The organism is Methanosarcina sediminis (assembly GCF_052056915.1).
In the GTDB taxonomy this organism is placed as follows: domain Archaea; phylum Halobacteriota; class Methanosarcinia; order Methanosarcinales; family Methanosarcinaceae; genus MTP4.
Genome location: NZ_CP195119.1, coordinates 45,761 through 63,194, shown reverse-complemented (window position 1 = coordinate 63,194; position 17,434 = coordinate 45,761). Strand labels below are relative to the sequence as shown.

Genomic DNA, 17,434 nt, shown 5'->3' with positions numbered 1-17,434 from the left:
CGGATGGGGTTAAAAAGAGAAACTGCTGGGGCTAAAAATATACTCTGAAGAATAAAAACGAAAAAAATAAAAAACAAAAGCCCGGAGATTGCGGCTGTGCTTACAACTGCAGGAATCTTCGGGCATTTTTCCATATATTATTTTTCCCTGTTTACAGTACGGATTCGCTCGGGACTGCTGTTTCCTTCACCGCATGCTTTGCATTCTCGTTCTGGGAGTAGAACCAGAGCGGCACATAGAGGGCCAGCACCACGAACCCGACGATGGTTGAAGTCCATCCCACTTCAAGGCTGTTCAGGAAGATCACACCGATCAGGCAGAGCGGCAGGTTGAAGATCCCGAAGATGATGGCAATGTACTGCCAGCCTTTCGGAGCCTTGAAAGGCCTTTCAAGGCTTGAGAATTCCGGATTCAATTTGGCCTTCACATAGGCAAAAAGACTGATCCCGTTTGCAAAGACGTATCCGATGGAAGACGCCGCCAGGATGGCAGCAGGGGTTCCCAGGGTAATAAGACCCAGATTGAAGATGGCAATCACGATCATGGCGTTGACCGGGGTCCCTTGAGGGTTCATTTTACCAAAGAACTTCGGCAGGTTTCCTTCATCGGACAGGGAGTACATTGCCCTTGAGGCTCCAAGGAAGGCAGTCTGGATGATCAGGATCATTGCTGCAATCAGCATGAGGATGGCAATGGCACCTCCTATGGGTCCGAGGGTCATCTGGGCAACCGGGAGCATCGGGGAGAAGGGCTCGGCCAGGATGCCTTCAATTCCAAGGGTCCCCGTACATGCTGCCTGGACCAGGATGAAGGTCACAAGACAGATCCCACCGCAGATGAAGAGGGCTTTTGGGACATCGGACTTCGGTTTCTTATACTCGGGCCCGTAGATTGCTGCGGTTTCCCAGGCACAGGCACTCCATTGGGCCATTGCGAAGAGCCCGAGCAGGATCAGGATGTGCTCAAGGTCCCAGGACCATTCGGGAGGCAGCCAGGCGCCTGTGATATTACTCATTTCAAAGTGCCCGGTTACAAAGGGGGCAAGGGTAATAACGATAAGAGGGGCAAGGGCAAGTACGGCAAGGATATACCCGAGCGTTGCTCCGCCGGAAAGCCCGCGATAATTAACAACAATAAGGAAGAGGAATACAACTGCCCCGGATGCTATGTAGAGCGCCAGGTCAGGCACCCCGGCAAAGGCAGGGACAAGGCCTTTGAGGTAGCTCCCGATCAGGATTGCAAAGATCGCCAGCACCGGGTTCCAGGCAAACCAGTAACTCCAGGCACTGAAACCTCCAAGGAGCTTGCTTTTGTCATACTTTGCGTTCTTATCCTTTGTCTTGAATACGCTCTGGGCATATCCGGGCAGTCCTGAGGCTTTCGGGAACATGGTAGCAAGTTCTCCGTAAGCAAAGTTTTGCATGAAACCCTGGAACACGGAAAGAGCCCATATAATAATCGCAAAAGCCCAGACATAACTTGCGAAATAGCCGATGGATGGCAGGATCAGCACAGGGACCCCAAGAGCAATTGCAAGCCCTTGCTTCCAGTCAATTGTTCTTTGAAGCCCTCCGGCTTCGCTGCTTTCTTCAGTCATATTCTGCACACACTCCACACTTTTTTGGATTGGACGAAGATTAGCTCCGCTCTTGACAGCAATAAACAGGTTCCGTAATTTTAGAGGAGAAAACAGGATGTCCTGTCCGGAAAGAGGCCAGGGTTCTTTCCAGGGAAAAGGACTCCCGAAAAGAAGTTATCTTTATCCTCCGGGATCTGGATTAAAGGAGAAGCTCCTTTGCTTTGGTAACTGCTTCACTGGCGTTTTCGGCATAGCAGTCCGCGCCGATTTTCTCAGCCCAGGCCTGGGTAGCGGGAGCCCCACCGACCATCACCTTGACGTTCTCCCTCATGCCTTCCTCTTTCAGGAGTTCGATGACTTCCTTTTGCCCCGGAAGGGTTGTGGTCATCAGGGCAGACAGGCCGATCATGTTTGCTTTGACCTCCTTTGCCTTTTCAACGAAGTTCATAAGAGGGATATCCCTTCCGATGTCATGGACTTCAAAACCTGCGGACTGGAGCATGGTAGAAACAATGGACTTTCCGATGTCGTGTACGTCTCCTTCTACAGTCCCGTTTACAATGACCCCGAGCTTTTTGCTTTCACTGCCTTCCGGCATGTCGGCTTCAAGGACTGCAACCCCTGCGGTCATTGCATCGGCAGCCATCATCACATGGGGCAGGAAAAGTTTCCCTCTTTCGAAAAGGACTCCTACCTCATTCATGCCGCCTGCAAGTCCTTTATCGATGATTTCTGCAGGTTCCATTACTTCTTTTGCCTTTTCTACGGCAGCGAGTACTGCGTCCTTCTTACAGGAAATAATCGCATCCGAAAGTTCCTGAATTAATTCTTCTTTGTTTGCCATTTTTAAAACCTCCATTCATAGGAAAACCGTTTTGCTCCTGATAGGGACAGGGCTGATCCTTTTTCATCTGCCATTTTCAACCTCTGTTGTGTGTCATGAAACAGTCAGGCTTTCTGAAGTACAGGGATAATCTGGAAATCTGAATAACCCTGATTGATTTTCTTTTTGTTTTCAAAAATATTTAGCCTAGCCCCTCATGTTTTTACCAGAATGCCGGGAATTGGGCGCTATCCCGGTACCCGGGAAGGTCAGAAGGCATTTGCAGGGATAAAGAGGTTCAGGAAGGCAGATGTGCCAGATCCCTTCAGGGGGATAACGACGTTAATTATGCGCATATACACAGGGGGCTGGTATAGCGCAAAGGATTAGCACGGCGCAAAGGATTGGCATGGCGCAAGAGGTTGGCCATACGCGGGAGATTAGTATATATGGAAATGCTTGAATAATTAGAGTAGACCTTTTCGGGGTACAATATAGAAAGATCTGTTCAAAGTACAGTATATTGGATATGGTACACAGGGTATTCAGTATAGTATACAGGATGTGGAGAAGTTTCACTTCCTCGTACCTTTATCCCTCTGCTTATTGTTGCTTTATTGGAGTCCGGGACCGGAATCTCATAAAATGCACAATATTTTTATAAATAGTAAGTATAAAATCTGATCGAAATGAGCTCTTCGTTATGTGATACACTCTGGCTTTCCGAGAAAAGGAAAAACCTGCTCCTTCTGTTGATGGAGGGTCCAAGGGATATGGGACAGATCAAAACGTCCCTGAACGTGACCTCCAAAGCCATGACTCCCCAGGTAAAAATCCTGCTGAAAGATGAACTGGTCGTCCAGGAAGAGGATTCCTACGAGCTTTCTGAAATCGGCAGGCTTATTGTCGGGAACATGCTCCCCCTTCTTAATACGCTGGAGGTTATTGAGGATAACCGGGAATACTGGGCTAGCAGGGACCTTAGCATCCTTCCTGAAAATCTTTTCCTGAGGCTCGGGGAACTTGGGGAATGCATGCTTATCGAACCCGACCTTAACCACATGTTCGATCTTCCCAGGGAGTTTACGGAAAACCTGAAAAAAGCCGGGAAAATCCTTACCCTGGTTTCCTATTACCACCCACTCTACCCTTCCCTGTACTCGGAACTTGCGGAAAGCGGGGTTGAAATGTCAATAGTGGTTACCGAACCTGTGCTTGACCGGATGAAAAACGAGTGCAAGGGAGATTTTGAGACCATCATTAATGCGGGAAATACACAGCTGGAAGTCTGCAGCGAAAAGCCGGGACTGCCAACCCTTGCCATCACGGACCGCTTCATGTACCTCTGCCTCTTCGATAAGCAGGGGAAATATGACCACAGTAAAATCATGAGCTTTGATGCAAGTGCCCTGGAATGGGGCAGGGAACTGTTCATGCATTACCGGAAAGAAACCCGGAAAGTATCAGATGCCTGAGAATGCGGGTGTTTTCAAGAAGAAATGGAAAATAAAGAAGAATCATCCCTAAGTGGTCCCTGCTAATCCAGTAAAAGGAGAAGTCCAAATTCGGGTTTTACTCGAGAGTTATTACCTTCATCTTCCTTTATTCCATTATTCCATCCCTTTATTCCATCCCTTTAACCTTCCCCTTTATTCGTCCTTCCCCTTACTCCTTCACAGCAGGCCGAAAAACACAGGATTGAACCCATCATGAGATTCAAGGATGTCCCACTAAAAACCAAACTGATCCTTTACATCGTAATCGGGGTCTTGCTGGTTCTGGCAGCTTCCATGGGGGTTATCATCTCCACGGTTACCTCCCAGGAAGAAAAGCTGGCATACCAGCAGTCGGTAGAAATGTCCGCCAATTATGCGAACAAGTTCGATGCGGACATGAAAGCCAACTTTGCCATAGCAAAGACGATTTCCAACACCATGGACAGCTATGAGGCTTCGGATAGGGAAGAAGTCCTGGGTATCCTGAAAAACCTGCTTATTGAAAACCCCGACCTTCTGGGAACATACGTAGCTTATGAACCAAATGCCTTTGACGGGAAGGACGCTGAGTTCGTAAATGGTTCAGGCCATGATTCCACGGGCAGGTTCGTTCCTTACTGGAACAAAATGAGCGGGCCGATTGTCCTGGACCCGCTGCTCCACTACGAGCACTCGGACTATTACCAGCTTCCGAAGGAAACGAAAGGAGATTTGCTTACAGAGCCCTATTACTACGAAGGCGTGTTCATGATGAGTTATGTCTCCCCGATCTTTAAAGACGGAGAGTTCGTCGGGATAGGGGGAGTGGACGTGTCCCTGGAATACGTGGACGAGGTAGTCAGCGAGGTAAGGACCTTTGATACGGGCTATGCTTTTATGGTGAGCAACACAGGGACATTTCTTTCCCACCCTACCCATAAGGACTGGATAGGGGAAAAAGGCCTCCATGACTTTGGGGGAGGGGACCTGGAGAAAGCCAGCAAGGACATTAAAAACGGGGTGGGAGGGCATCTGGAGACCACGGACCCTACAACCGGGAAAACCGTTGTAATGTTCTACGAGCCCGTGGAAACGGGAAACTCCGCATTCGTCCTGGTCATCCCTAAAGAGGAAATGCTGGCCGGGGTGACAGCCCTCAGGAACAGGCTGCTCATAATCTCGGCTGTCTCGATCCTCTTCATGGCCGCCCTTGCCTGGATGATCGCCCGGTCCATTACAAGGCCGATTGATGAAATTGTTGAAGGGTTCAGCTGCATCGCTGATGATGCGGTAAAAGGAAAACTCAACAGCAGGGCAGATACCGATGTGGAAGTTGACTTCCGGGAAATCCCGCGGGGCCTGAATAAGATCCTTGACGCGGTAATCGTCCCTATCCGGGAAACCATGAGGGTGACCAATGCCCTTGCGGAAGGGGAACTGAAAGAAAGGGTCAACCTGGATGTCGAGGGCGAGTTCAGGGAACTCGGGGATACCCTTGACAAGTTCTCCGAGACCCTCAACACAATAATCGATGACTCGAATGCGGTCCTCACCGCCTTCCAGGATAACGATTTCAAACATCCGGTCAGGGTCCATGGGCAGGGAGACTTCAAGCTCCTGACCGACGGGATAGAAGAAGCCCGCCGTTCCCTGGGCAGGGCCACGGCCGAGCGCAGGGAAGCTGAAAAAGCCCTGCTGGCTTACGCAATGGAGCTTGAGCAGTCCAACAAGCTGAAAGAAGATATGGAAAGGGTTGTCAATAACAGCCCTGTGGTTGCTTTCCTCTGGAAATACGAAGATAAGTGGCCCGCAGAGTTCGTTTCTAAAAACGTCACCCGGTTTGGGTATGAGGTTGAGGATTTCACTTCTCAGCGCGTCCTTTACGGGGATATAATCCACCCGGATGACCTCAAGATGGTAAAATCCGAACTGGAAAGGAACGTGGAGTCAGGTTCGGACGCTTATTCCCTGGAATACCGGATCTTCACTAAATCCGGGGAATTGCGCTGGGTTGATGAGAGGACCTTTGTTCAGAGGGACCTGAAGGGCGGGGTTCACCTGCAGGGTGTCATCCTGGATATCACAGAGCATAAGAAGGCTGAGGATGCCCTGCTCCTGATTGAAGAAGTCCGGAAAAAAGAAATCCATCACCGGATTAAGAACAACCTTCAGGTAATTTCAACCCTGCTTTATCTGGAATCCGGGAACTTCGAGGACGAGAAAGTAATCGGGGCTTTTAAGGACAGCCAGCACCGGGTCAAGTCCATGGCCCTGGTCCACGAAAAGCTTTACCAGTCCGAGGACATGGTAAGCGTGGACTTTGCAGACTACATCCGGAACCTTACCAATTACCTCTTCCAGTCTTATTCCATTCGAAACGGAAATATCAGTCTGAAACTTGACGTGGACAGGATCTTCCTCGGGATGGATACGGCAGTCCCTCTGGGAATCATCATCAACGAGCTGGTCTCAAATTCCCTGAAACACGCTTTTGCGGAAAAAGACAGCGGAGAGATCAACATCAGCCTGAAAAGGGATGAAAACCGTACGGCTGAAAATCCTGAAGAGTACTTTTTACTTGATGTCAGAGACAGCGGTGTGGGTTTCCCGGAAGACCTCGATTTCAGGGACACGGATTCCCTGGGTCTTCAGCTGGTGGTTTCCCTTGTTGACCAGATCGAAGGTGAAATCAGGCTTGACACGAGTAAAGGAGGAACCGAATTCTTCATCTGGTTCAAGGAGTTGAAGTACAGGACAAAATTATGAAGGAGTTTACAATGACCGAAGGAAGGATTCTTGTCGTCGAAGACGAGCATATAGTCGCCATGGGCATTAAAAAAATGCTTAAGAGCCTGGGGTACCAGGTCATGGGAATAGCCTCTTCAGGAGAAGATGCTATCAGCAAAGCCGAAAGTACCTTTCCGGACCTTGTGCTTATGGATATCATGTTGAAAGGAAACATTGACGGGATCGAAGCCGCCCGGGAAATCATAAAACGTTTCGACCTCCCCGTGGTCTACCTCTCCGCATATTCCGACAGCAAGCTTCTTGAGCGGGCAAAGCAAACGGGACCTTTCGGCTATATCGTCAAACCTTTTGAAGAAAAAGACCTGCACAGCAGTATCGAAATGGCGCTTCAAAGGCACGCGGTGGAAAAAAAGAAGCAGGAAAAAAAATCCTGATTTACCGGAAAGAGTATAGTAATTTTCAAACGGGTGATATTAAGCCCTGAATCAAAAAATAGATGGGTAAAATCTGCGGGATACTTTTTACACGCTGGTTTTTCTTTTTAAAGGGGTTGCTTGAATCGGATACGCCTCCCCTTTTTTGATAATAGGTTTTCCTCTCGTATGGGGCCTTCCCTTTTGAAGGGCTTTAAACTTTCATGTGTCAGTTTAATTAAATCCCAGCAGATTTTTCGGACTTTCGTATTTTATTGGTGAGTTCCCAACTCATATCCCATTTTTTACTATTGCCGTTTTACTATTGCCGTTTTTTTGTTGGTGAGTTCCCAACTCATATCCTATTTACGTTTAGCTGCTGTTTTTCTGCTGATGAGTTCCCGGCTCATCAACTCATATCCATTTGTGCTTATACTGCCGGCTTCTTCATTGATGAGTCCCAACTCATATCCCGGCATTGAGGTTCTTATCCCGTATGTCCAGATTTCCGCTATATGCCCTCCGTTTTCTTTTCCCACTACGTCAGGAGGGGGCAGATCTGCTCACATATATTTTATTCCCGATTATTTACTTTCTTGAACCTCTGATCATTTCAAGGTTAAAACCGACGCTGACCGGAGAATGGCCAACGGGTTTCACTGTTCCCTGACAAATTAGTATATACCCCTGCTGATATAAAGCCCAAACTCTGTGGATTCACCAAGAGTGACGGGGTCTGGAAAGGACCCGGAGACTTTGCCTGCGACAGGAGATTTTTTCATAGCTTTAAAAATTATAATGGGATTAAAATGCAGTTTTCGTCAGTGCAGTTTTCGTCAGACATGAAAGTAGATACCTGGTATTCCGGAAACTGAAACGTGGAAAAGGACATCAAAAGAACCACGGAATACACGGAATACACGGAATACACGGAATACACGGAAAGCACGGAAGGATTGTGCCCCTATTTCCTTTATTCCGTGTTTTCCGTGCTTTCTGTGGTTAACTTCAACTTGAGATTGGGGAAGGAATTTGAGTCCTTGACTATAGTTGAAGCTGCGTTAGAAGTAGTATTAGGAACGCTCTGACCTATTAGAAATGCTGTTAAAGCAAGAAATTAAAGAAAAGACCAAAAAACAGGAAGCTAAAAAACAAAAAATAAGGAAAGCTTGCGGAGAGTAGCTTACTGGCCAGTGGCTTCCTTTTCATTCATCAGGTTTCTTTCGAAATTCAGGACTTTCCTGACTATAATCTTTTTGGACCCGTACCAGAGTTCCTGGTTTTCAGGGTATTTTTTCATGACGTACTCGGCAAGTTCGGAATTTTCCATGTCGTCGAGTTTCCTTTTGAGCTGGTTAAAATCTTCCATGACAGACACCTTTTCCTTAAAACGTTTACAGCTTTATGCGGAACCCTTTCCTGAAATTCGCAGGAAAGTCCCGGGGATTTTTCCGGGCGGCTACTCGCCGGAGTTCTCAGACTATATTCCCCATGATACCGGTTTTTTATATATAATTCACGGAATCATAACTTTTAAAATGATACTATAGTTATATATTCGTATTTTCACATACATAGGGGTGTAATTTTTGGATGAGAGTTCTACAGTTCCGGGGATGAAAAGTATTCGCCGTTAACAAATAATAAATAATTAAACTAGATATAAATAAATACAAAACAGGGGAGGGTCTGGTATAGACTTTGCGGATAAAAAAAATGTGGAAAAAGAAGAGAACTGGATGGAAGAATTTCTTGCAAACAGCCCTAACCTTATTCTCAGGACCGGAAACGACGGAACGGTTCTCTATGCAAACCGGACAGGTGAAACTTTACTCGAATTCTGGAATCTCCGTGCCGGAGAGAAACTTCCTTCCGATATCGGAAAAATTGTCCAAAATGTGGTATTCCAGAAGAAACCGAAAAAAATGGAATTACGAGCAGGAAAAAAAGTATATTCAATCACGTTCACCTCCCCGGAAGGGGGCGAGTATGCAGTTATCTACGGGTCAGACATCACTTCTCTGAAGCAGACGGAAGAAAAACTGCGAATGCGAGACCGGCAGCATGAAGCTCTTTCCAGACTGGGGGAACTGGCTCTCAAGGTCCCGGATCTGGAAGACATGATAAAAGAAACCACATCCCTGGTTGCCTCCACCCTTGAGGTCGAATACTGCAAAATCCTGAAACTTTTGCCCTATGGGAGCTTCCGCCTTGGTGCCGGAGTTAGCTGGAAAGAGGAGGTCGGGACTATGCTTAAAAAGAAAGCAGGCTTAAAGGCCAGCGGGATGAGTGTCCTGATCGGGAGCAGGGAAAAGCCTTTCGGGTTAATATCGGTTCACAGCAAGGAAAAAAGGAATTTCACAAAGGAGGACACATACTTCCTTAATTCCGTTTCGGTTTTGATTTCGGAAACCATTGAGCGGAAAGAAATGGAAGAAGCCCTCCGGTACAAAGTAAATTTCCTGGAAAACCTTCTTGATGCCATTCCGGCTCCTGTTTTCTACAAGGACAAGGAAGGTATCTACAGGGGTTGCAACGAACTTTTTGCCAGAAGGATTATGGACCTCCCAAAGGAAAGAGTTATCGGCCATTCGATAGACGAACTCAAAGAAAAAATCCCCATAGAACTGGGAGCGGTTTATAAAAAAATGGACGGGCAGCTGTTGCGGAAGGGGGGAGTCCAGTTTTATGAATCAAAAGTAATGTGCAGTGACTGGGTGGAGCGGGACTTTTTCCTCAATAAAGCCACTTACAAGGACCTTTCCGGGACAGTAGAAGGGCTTGTGGGAGTGATGCTGGACATCACCGGACGTAAGCGGGCCGAAGAACACTTGCAAAAGAGCGAGGAAAGGTACCGGATTATTGCGGAACAGACAGGACAGCTGATCTATGACCTGGATCTCAGGAACAGCAATGTCGAATGGGCGGGAGCGGTTCAGGAGCTTACGGGCTACAGCTACAAAGAAATCCAGAATTTCGATTACTATGACTTGCTGGAACATATTCACCCTGAAGACCGCAGAAGAGTGCAGAAAGAACTAAGGAAATGCTGGAAAAGCGGGAAAAAGTTCCATGAAGAGTTCAGGTTCCGGCGAAAGGATGGGAGCTACTTTTTCGTGGAAAACAAAGGGGTCTACCAGAGGGATGAGGACGGAAAGGTCTGCAGAGCTCTCGGTGTAATGAAAGACGTTACCGGGATAAAAATCGCCTCGGAAAAACTGAAAGAAAGTGAAGAGCGCTACCGGTCATTTTTACAGAACTTCAAGGGGATAGCCTTTAAACTTGATATGAATTTCGATCCCATCTTCGTACATGGAGCCGTGGAAGAAATCAGCGGGTACAGGGAAGAAGATTTTCTTTCAGGCGGAATGAGATTGCTCGAATCCGTTGACCCGGAAGACCGGCAGATGATCCTTGAAAACAGGGAAAAAATTAAATCCGACCTTGAATGCATCCTTGAACATGAATACCGGATCCGGCGAAAGGACGGGGAGATAAGGTGGGTCCACGACATTGTCCATAATATTTGCGGTCCCTCCGGGGAAATCATGTTCATTCAGGGTTCTATTTACGATATTACCGAGAGGAAAGCTGCAGAGGAAGCTCTCGCAACAGCAGAGAAAATCCGCATGAAGGAAACCCACCACCGGATAAAAAACAACCTCCAGGTGGTTTCCTCCCTGCTCAACCTTCAGGCAGATAAGTTCAAAGACGAAAAGGTCGTCAAGGCCTTTCAAGAAAGTGAAAACCGCGTTATCTCCATGTCCCTTATCCACGAGGAACTTTATAAATCTGGAGATATGGAAAGCATCGATTTTGTGGATTACCTCCGGAAATTAAGCACGGAACTTCTCAGGTCATACAGTGTGGGAGACAAGAAAATTCAACTTCACATGGACATGGAAAATATTTACCTCGGGATAGACACGGCTATTCCCCTGGGTATAGTCCTCAATGAACTTTTCTCCAATTCCCTGAAATATGCCTTCCCTGAGAAGAGGGAAGGAGAAATCCTGATTTCTCTCAAATGCGAGCCGGCTCCGGGAAAAGAGGGGGAGTGCGGGGTTTCGGTTCCTGAAAAGGACGGCAGGGATTCCGAAAAAGAGCAGCTTTATACCCTTATTTATTCGGATAACGGGGTAGGCCTTCCGGAAGGGACCGACCTTAAAGAAAACGATTCCCTGGGCTTGCAACTTGTAAATGCTCTCGTTGACCAGATCGAAGGGAGCATCGAACTTGAAAACGGTGCCGGTTCCACTTTTAAAATCACGTTCAAGGACATCGGGTAGACGCCCGGGACCGAACAGGGCCCTGTGATGATAGGGGAAAACTGCCCCTCCCTGAAACCTTCACCTGAAAGCTTAGATTTTTGAGGACCTGGATTTTCACCCGGCATTCTTTTGGAAAAAAACCATCTGTTTTGCGGCCGGAGAAGTTCATCACACAAATTATTTCTATAGTAAGCCTAATTCTTTCAGACTGGCTAAAAAACGGATGATACGGAACTGATGACTAAATTACATATGAATCGGAAAGGCAAGGATAGGCGAAACGTGAATGTTAATCGGAATTGATGTAGGGGGCACGACAACCGATGCTGTGCTCATTGAAAACGGAAAAGTGCGCAGTACCGCTAAAGTCCCGACAGAGCCCCGTAACCTTCTTGAATCGTTAATCTCCGCCCTTGACGCTGTCAGCGAGGGAGTTTCTCCCGGGCAGCTTGAAAGGGTGGTCTTCAGCACTACAGTAATCACAAACCTCATTGCCGAAGGCAAAACCGACCCTGTGGCCTTGCTATTAGTCCCGGGCCCGGGCATGAACCCCGCAGGCTATAATTTCCCGGACAGTTTCATCCTGAAAGGGGCGGTGGACTACAGGGGCAGGGAAATCCAGAAACTTGATGAAAAAGAGGTCCGGGAAACGGCTGCCCTCATTAAGGAGCAGGGTTTTTCCAGAGCTGCGGTTATTTCCAAGTTCGGGCAGCGAAACCCGGCTCACGAAAAGAGAGTGAAAGGAATCCTGGAAGAAGCGGTACCGGGCCTTAAAATCGAACTCGGACACAGGACTGCGGGAAGACTGAACTTCCCAAGACGGGTTGCAACCACCATGCTCGCCACAGCCGCAAAGGACCGCTACCGGGACTTTGTCGGGGAGATCCGAAAAGCCCTCTTAGAACGGAAGATCGAAGCCCCGGTCTATATCCTCAAAGCCGACGGAGGGACGCTTCCCCTTGAAAAGTCCGCGGAAGTCCCGGTAGAAACGATTTTCTCGGGGCCTGCTGCAAGCACCATTGGAGCCCTCTCCCTGACCCCCAAAGGGGAAAGTTCGGTGGTCGTAGACATTGGAGGCACCACCACTGACCTTGCCCTGATCCTTTCCGGGGAACCTCTGATGGCTTCAAAAGGCGCAAAACTGGACCGCTTCCTGACCCACGTCCGGGCTTTTGCCGTCCGCTCGATCCCTGTGGGTGGGGACAGCATGGTCAAGGTCATTGTATCCGAAAATGAAAACTCCGGGGAAAATAAAATAAGTGTCGGCCCCTACCGGAAAGGTCCCGCTTTCTGCCTGGGAGGCCCGGAACCGACGCCTACGGATGCCCTGCGGGTGCTTGGCATCAGCAGCATAGGAGACCTGGCCCTGGCAAAGGAAGCAATTGCTGGGATTGCCGCCAAGCTTGGGAAAAGCGAAGAGGAAACTGCAGAGCTGATTGTGGATAAGGCCACGGAAATGATCGCTGCCGCAGTGAAGGAGATGTTCCTGGAATGGGAACTGGAACCAGCATACCGCATCTGGGAAGTCCTCCAGGAGAAAAAGGAAGACCTGAGAAACGTCGTTGGCATAGGAGGAGGAGCCAGGGGCCTGATTTCAAAGGTTGCGGAAAAGCTGGACGCAAACCCCGTAATCCCGGAACACGCCGAAGTAGGAAATGCAATAGGGGCAGCCGTTGCAAGGCCCACCCTTACCCTGAACCTCCACGTTGACACCGAGCGGAAGGAGTATTCGGTAGCCGAGGACGGAAACGTCGTTAAGCTCCACACTACCGGGATCAAGAACATAAACAAGATGCGCAGTGAGGATGCCGAAGCCCTTGCTGCCGAACTCCTCAGGAAAAGGGCTGAGCACTTCGGGATTTCCGAGTACGCCGGGGAAGCCGAGACCACAAGGAGCGAGGTTTTCAACATGATCCGGGGCTGGGCAACCGTGGGCAGGCTTTTTGACGTGAGCATGCAGATCCCTGCAGGCCTGATCCCCGAATGGAAACGGGAGGGGAAGGCATGAAGCTCGGCCTTGGAAAAATAAGGGATGTCCTGACAGGCAGCCCGGAGCAGGAAAATAAAGCGGAAGCGAAAGATGTGGAAGCAAGAAAAGAAGAAGAAGAAGAAATTGACAGTAGGGACGAAGATCAGGAAGTAATAAATGAAAAAGGACAGGGAGAAGAAGGAATTAGCATGGAAAAACCCGAATCCCATATCAGAACCGCCCGCCGCTTCCAGCCGAAAGAGGGAAAAACCGGCCTTATCTTCTTCCCGGCCTTTGACTGGGCAATTTCCCCGACGCACCCGGAAAGGGAAGAGCGCCTGCTCTACACGCGGGACCAGATTTTCGAAGAAGGCCTTATGGACCTGCCCCAGATCGCTGAATACAAGCCCCGCCTTGCCGATTTCAAGGACATTGCGCGGGTCCACTTCTGCGTACCGGATATCAAGGCCCAGGCAACCGTCCCTCACCAGATATCCGCCGGGTGCAGCCTGGTCCTTGCCGATGCCCTGATGAAGGGCGAGGTGAAAAACGCCTTTTCCCTGGCCAGGCCCCCGGGACACCACGCAATGAGGGTTTCCCACGGGAACCGGGGTTTTTGCAATATCAACAACGAAGCCATCCTGGTCGAGTACCTCCGGAAAAAATACGGGATACGGAAAATCGCAATCGTGGACACCGACGTTCACCATGGGGACGGGACCCAGGAGATATTCTACCATGACCCGGATGTCCTTTTCATCTCTTTCCACCAGGACGGGAGGACCCTTTTCCCTGGCACGGGTTTCATGAACGAGCTTGGGGGGCCAAAAGCCCTTGCCCGGACAATCAACATCCCGCTCCCCCCTGCCACGCCTGACGAGGGGATCCACTACATCCTGGACAACCTTGTGTTCCCGATCCTGGAAGACTTCAAGCCCGAGCTTATCCTCAACTCCGCAGGCCAGGACAACCACTACACCGACCCCCTGGCAAACATGCGCTTTTCCGCCCAGGGCTACGCGAAACTGAACGAGAAACTCGCCCCGGACATCGCGGTTCTGGAAGGAGGCTATGCAATCGAGACAGCTCTCCCCTACGTAAATACGGGCATCATCCTTGCCATGGCCGGGCTCGACTACTCCCATGTCCGAGAACCCGACTACACCCCGGGTATGTTCGTCCAGGCAAAACGGGACAGGGACGTTCTTGACGAAATCATCAGGGTCCAGCTCGAAAACTGGAAAAACCGGGACTTCCTGGTCGAAGAAACCGTTGCCGGCCTGGGGGACTTCTACCGCCGCAAAAAGAGCATCTTCTACGACACCGACATGATCCAGGAGTCCCAGGAAGAAAGCGTAAGGATGTGTCCTGATTGCCTCGGGTACATGACCATCGACTCCCAGGCCCAGCACGGCTACAGCGGGGAAAAGGTCTTCTGTGTCTCCATCCCGATCTACGCCTGCGAAAAATGCCGCAAAGAAGCCATCGAAGAGTACAGGAACCGCACCCACGACATTAAATACGACCACGTCTACCTGCAGGACAAAAAAGCGGATGTGTACAAGAGCTACAATCCGAAAACAAGACAGGAAACCGTTTTGTAAAAGGGCTTTTAGCCCTTATTTTTCTTATTTGAATTGGCTTATTTCTGGATTATATGATAGTCCGGATTAGCATTAACGATTGGAAAACAAGCACTTACCAGGAAAGGGAGACAGGATCGGAACCGGAATTTAGAGAAAACGACGCAGCAGGAATACCGTATATAATCTGTCTTTCCCCCGAGCGGAGCGAGGCCAGAGCAGGAAAACCCTGAAACGAAGAAGGAAAAAGCAAACACAAACACAGCCCCGTACCTGAGTTTTCAGTAGATCTTCAGCCACCGGGTATCAGCTGAGCAAAACTTTAATTTTATATTTTTACTGTTCCTTAGCTTGATTCTTATTAATTTACATTTGGGAAAAGCCGGCCTCCTTCGTCGGCCGTACAGGAACGACCCAGATACGGCTAATAAGGTTGTTATGGCTTATTAACCAGCATTTTTCCAAAAAAACCGCTGTTAGTAAATCATAAAACCCCAGACAGGACCCGGGAGTGCGGGATCCTCAATGAAGCCCGGGATCACCGGTTGAAGAAGCTGGCCTGGTAGCTGACAGAAGGAAAGTTACTGAAAGGAATTAATAGGAACGCTATTATAAAATGGTTTAACGAACGGGTGGGGAGATAATGCTTACAAAAGAAGAGATAGAAAGCCAGATTATGGACCTCTGGGATGAGATCTTTACGCTTGAAGACAAAAGGAAAGAAGAGCTGGATATAAAGTATGCGGAATGGCGAAAAGTAGAACCGCGACTTGATGAAGGCGGAGATGGATTCGTAGCACATATAGAGTCAATGGAAGGAATCAGTGATGAAAGCATGCTTATCTACAAAGAAGTTAAAGAAATCAAAGCCAGGTACAAACAGGAAATGGATAAGATACATGCAAAAATAGATGCACTGAATAAGGAAAAATAAATGATGTAAAGCTGTCACTGGTTGACTTTTTAGGGCAATGGCTGGAAATTAAGATGCCTGAAAATAGGTTTTACCAGGGCATGTTTTCATCAAAAATGATGAAGTTGCCTTTTCCGGTCCTGATCACATAGCAATTCCTATCCTTCGACTCTTCTGGCTGCCTGGATTAGAAGTCGATTGAAAGGTATTTCGAAGTGGGACCGGGCAGTTTTAAGTTGTGTTTGCTTTTGTATTCGGAGAAGTTTCGCTCATTGGAGTAGCCGTGGGTGGAGAGTTCGTGGAGGAATTCGGGGGGAGGGGTGAGTGATTGTTACTCCCGGAATGTATAACTGTTTTATTAGATTTCGCCGGGGGGTTCCTCTTTCACTTCCCGACCTACCGCCCTCTTCAACAACCAGAACCAAAATACCCAAACCTGTTTTCATCAAAAATGACGAACTTGCCTTTCCCGGTCCTGATCACATAGCAATTCCTGTCCCTCAGCTCTTTTGGCTGCCTGGAGTAGAAGTCGATTGAAAGGCAGCCCGGGGTTGAACCGGACAGTTTCAAGTTGTATTTGCTTTCAGGGTTTTCTATCTCAATGCGGTCATCAAAAAAGGCAACCCTTACAGGAGCACCCCATTGTGAAGTACTGGGCAGTTGAAGAGGTAGAGTAATTCTCAGCAATGAAATCAAAATGTTACATTATTTGCAATGGTGGTTAACATCTGCAATAAGAATATATATATAAGGCTAGCATAGATTATTTGATAATAAAAAAGAAGGAATTGACAATGGCAAAGCCTATAGAACTTGGTCTTGTTCTTGAAGGAGAAGATGCAAAGGAGTTTTTCAGGAACGAAAAAAATCCTGTAGTTTCAAAGAAAATGGTGGGAATGTTCAAGCGCGCAAAGAAAATACATGAGAATAACAGGTTTTAAGCTTGAGTTTCATAATTCCAGACTCTGAACTTCATACAATCCCTCTTAATAAAAACCACAATCTTTCTTCTTTTAGCTGTTTAAACAGGGAATTGAATGATTTTCTGAAAAATGATGCTCTTAATGATCAAAATAATTTGATAAGCAGGACCAGTTTGTGCTTTTGGAAGAACGAACTGGTAGGATTTTTTACTCTTATAGCAGATACAATCGAAGCTAAGGCTGTAATAGACGGACTTGAACATTACGAATACCGCAAGTATCCTGGAGTCAAAATTGCAAGACTTGCGGTAGATTCCAGATTCGAAAGAAGAGGGATAGGTACATACCTATTGCTTGCAGCCATAGGTAAAACATTATCTGTTTGCGATAGTATAGGGTGCAGATATATTCTTGTTGATTCCAAAAGAAATTCAATTGGCTTCTATCAACTGAATGAATTCAAACTTGTAGAGAAATACAAAAACCGAGAATTCGTTCCAATGTATCTTAATATGCAGCCGATAATTGCTGAAATGAATACTGAGACTGAAGATTAAAAGCCCTGATTATCCAGATCTTTGTCGTGAATCCTATAATCAGGGAGTTTCTGAATACTTATCAGGCGAAGGGTAACGAACACTTTGTCAAAAATTTATTGTATCCCGAGATTATGGGGCTTTAAACTTAGTTTTTTATTATATTTCTCCCGGTGGGCTGCACCCCTACACTCCTCCCGT

At 47.9% G+C, this 17,434-nt stretch carries 15 protein-coding genes; 10 read left to right on the top strand and 5 right to left on the bottom strand.

Features of this window, described 5'->3' with window-relative positions; genetic code table 11:
• Window positions 1–151 precede the first annotated feature (151 nt).
• Window positions 152–1,597 (bottom strand): APC family permease, encoded by a 1,446-nt coding sequence (locus ACSAZK_RS00225; protein WP_440955442.1) that lies wholly within the window; start codon window positions 1,595–1,597, stop codon window positions 152–154.
• Between the two features lie 181 nt (window positions 1,598–1,778).
• Window positions 1,779–2,423 (bottom strand): dimethylamine corrinoid protein MtbC, encoded by a 645-nt coding sequence (mtbC, locus tag ACSAZK_RS00220; RefSeq protein ID WP_440955441.1) that lies wholly within the window; start codon window positions 2,421–2,423, stop codon window positions 1,779–1,781.
• 668 nt (window positions 2,424–3,091) lie between these two features.
• Between mtbC and ACSAZK_RS00215 the strand changes: the two genes are divergently transcribed.
• The 3 genes from ACSAZK_RS00215 to ACSAZK_RS00205 all read left to right on the top strand — a co-directional run bounded on the left by ACSAZK_RS00215 (window position 3,092) and on the right by ACSAZK_RS00205 (window position 7,059).
• A complete protein-coding gene (locus ACSAZK_RS00215; protein ID WP_440955440.1) occupies window positions 3,092–3,877 on the top strand; it encodes a helix-turn-helix transcriptional regulator in 786 nt (261 codons plus the stop codon).
• Window positions 3,878–4,111: 234 nt separating this feature from the next.
• Window positions 4,112–6,643, top strand: coding sequence for a histidine kinase dimerization/phosphoacceptor domain -containing protein (locus tag ACSAZK_RS00210; protein WP_440955439.1), 2,532 nt, complete (start codon window positions 4,112–4,114; stop codon window positions 6,641–6,643).
• Between the two features lie 11 nt (window positions 6,644–6,654).
• Window positions 6,655–7,059 carry a response regulator gene (locus ACSAZK_RS00205; RefSeq protein WP_440955438.1) on the top strand — a complete coding sequence of 135 codons (405 nt, stop codon included), beginning with the start codon at window positions 6,655–6,657 and terminating at the stop codon, window positions 7,057–7,059.
• A gap of 341 nt (window positions 7,060–7,400) precedes the next feature.
• Here the strand turns inward: ACSAZK_RS00205 and ACSAZK_RS00200 are convergent, their stop codons facing one another.
• Window positions 7,401–7,577, bottom strand: a complete 177-nt coding sequence (locus tag ACSAZK_RS00200; RefSeq protein ID WP_440955437.1) for a hypothetical protein — start codon at window positions 7,575–7,577, stop codon at window positions 7,401–7,403.
• 339 nt (window positions 7,578–7,916) lie between these two features.
• Between ACSAZK_RS00200 and ACSAZK_RS00195 the strand changes: the two genes are divergently transcribed.
• Window positions 7,917–8,126 carry a hypothetical protein gene (locus ACSAZK_RS00195; protein ID WP_440955436.1) on the top strand — a complete coding sequence of 70 codons (210 nt, stop codon included), beginning with the start codon at window positions 7,917–7,919 and terminating at the stop codon, window positions 8,124–8,126.
• 95 nt (window positions 8,127–8,221) lie between these two features.
• On the opposite strand, the gene ACSAZK_RS00190 is transcribed toward ACSAZK_RS00195, so the two are convergent.
• On the bottom strand, window positions 8,222–8,407 hold the full coding sequence (locus tag ACSAZK_RS00190) for a hypothetical protein (protein WP_440955435.1): 186 nt from the start codon (window positions 8,405–8,407) through the stop codon (window positions 8,222–8,224).
• A 349-nt stretch (window positions 8,408–8,756) separates the two neighbouring features.
• Between ACSAZK_RS00190 and ACSAZK_RS00185 the strand changes: the two genes are divergently transcribed.
• From ACSAZK_RS00185 to ACSAZK_RS00170, 4 genes are all read left to right on the top strand, one after another.
• Window positions 8,757–11,327, top strand: a complete 2,571-nt coding sequence (locus tag ACSAZK_RS00185; protein ID WP_440955434.1) for a PAS domain S-box protein — start codon at window positions 8,757–8,759, stop codon at window positions 11,325–11,327.
• Window positions 11,328–11,595: 268 nt separating this feature from the next.
• Entirely contained in the window at window positions 11,596–13,317 is a 1,722-nt protein-coding gene (locus ACSAZK_RS00180; protein ID WP_440955433.1) for a hydantoinase/oxoprolinase family protein, read from the top strand.
• Window positions 13,314–14,882 carry a histone deacetylase family protein gene (locus ACSAZK_RS00175; RefSeq protein ID WP_440955432.1) on the top strand — a complete coding sequence of 523 codons (1,569 nt, stop codon included), beginning with the start codon at window positions 13,314–13,316 and terminating at the stop codon, window positions 14,880–14,882. The genes ACSAZK_RS00180 and ACSAZK_RS00175 overlap by 4 nt, the downstream gene beginning before the upstream one ends.
• Before the next feature lie 622 nt (window positions 14,883–15,504).
• Entirely contained in the window at window positions 15,505–15,795 is a 291-nt protein-coding gene (locus ACSAZK_RS00170) for a hypothetical protein (RefSeq protein WP_440955431.1), read from the top strand.
• 387 nt (window positions 15,796–16,182) lie between these two features.
• Here ACSAZK_RS00170 and ACSAZK_RS00165 read toward each other — a convergent pair whose 3' ends face one another.
• A complete protein-coding gene (locus ACSAZK_RS00165; RefSeq protein ID WP_440955430.1) occupies window positions 16,183–16,461 on the bottom strand; it encodes a hypothetical protein in 279 nt (92 codons plus the stop codon).
• Window positions 16,462–16,568: 107 nt separating this feature from the next.
• Here ACSAZK_RS00165 and ACSAZK_RS00160 point away from each other — a divergent pair, with 107 nt between their 5' ends.
• Together ACSAZK_RS00160 and ACSAZK_RS00155 are read left to right on the top strand one after the other, a co-directional pair.
• Window positions 16,569–16,715, top strand: coding sequence for a hypothetical protein (locus ACSAZK_RS00160; RefSeq protein WP_156153746.1), 147 nt, complete (start codon window positions 16,569–16,571; stop codon window positions 16,713–16,715).
• A gap of 2 nt (window positions 16,716–16,717) precedes the next feature.
• Window positions 16,718–17,254 carry a GNAT family N-acetyltransferase gene (locus ACSAZK_RS00155; RefSeq protein WP_440955429.1) on the top strand — a complete coding sequence of 179 codons (537 nt, stop codon included), beginning with the start codon at window positions 16,718–16,720 and terminating at the stop codon, window positions 17,252–17,254.
• Window positions 17,255–17,434: the final 180 nt, after the last annotated feature.

Bases quoted from the DNA above. Each gene is read 5' to 3' on its own strand.
- ACSAZK_RS00225 (WP_440955442.1), bottom strand. From the start codon at position 1,597: ATGACTGAAGAAAGCAGCGAAGCCGGAGGGCTTCAAAGAACAATTGAC.
- mtbC (WP_440955441.1), bottom strand. From the start codon at position 2,423: ATGGCAAACAAAGAAGAATTAATTCAGGAACTTTCGGATGCGATTATT.
- ACSAZK_RS00215 (WP_440955440.1), top strand. From the start codon at position 3,092: ATGAGCTCTTCGTTATGTGATACACTCTGGCTTTCCGAGAAAAGGAAA.
- ACSAZK_RS00210 (WP_440955439.1), top strand. From the start codon at position 4,112: ATGAGATTCAAGGATGTCCCACTAAAAACCAAACTGATCCTTTACATC.
- ACSAZK_RS00205 (WP_440955438.1), top strand. From the start codon at position 6,655: ATGACCGAAGGAAGGATTCTTGTCGTCGAAGACGAGCATATAGTCGCC.
- ACSAZK_RS00190 (WP_440955435.1), bottom strand. From the start codon at position 8,407: ATGGAAGATTTTAACCAGCTCAAAAGGAAACTCGACGACATGGAAAAT.
- ACSAZK_RS00180 (WP_440955433.1), top strand. From the start codon at position 11,596: ATGTTAATCGGAATTGATGTAGGGGGCACGACAACCGATGCTGTGCTC.
- ACSAZK_RS00175 (WP_440955432.1), top strand. From the start codon at position 13,314: ATGAAGCTCGGCCTTGGAAAAATAAGGGATGTCCTGACAGGCAGCCCG.
- ACSAZK_RS00170 (WP_440955431.1), top strand. From the start codon at position 15,505: ATGCTTACAAAAGAAGAGATAGAAAGCCAGATTATGGACCTCTGGGAT.
- ACSAZK_RS00160 (WP_156153746.1), top strand. From the start codon at position 16,569: ATGGCAAAGCCTATAGAACTTGGTCTTGTTCTTGAAGGAGAAGATGCA.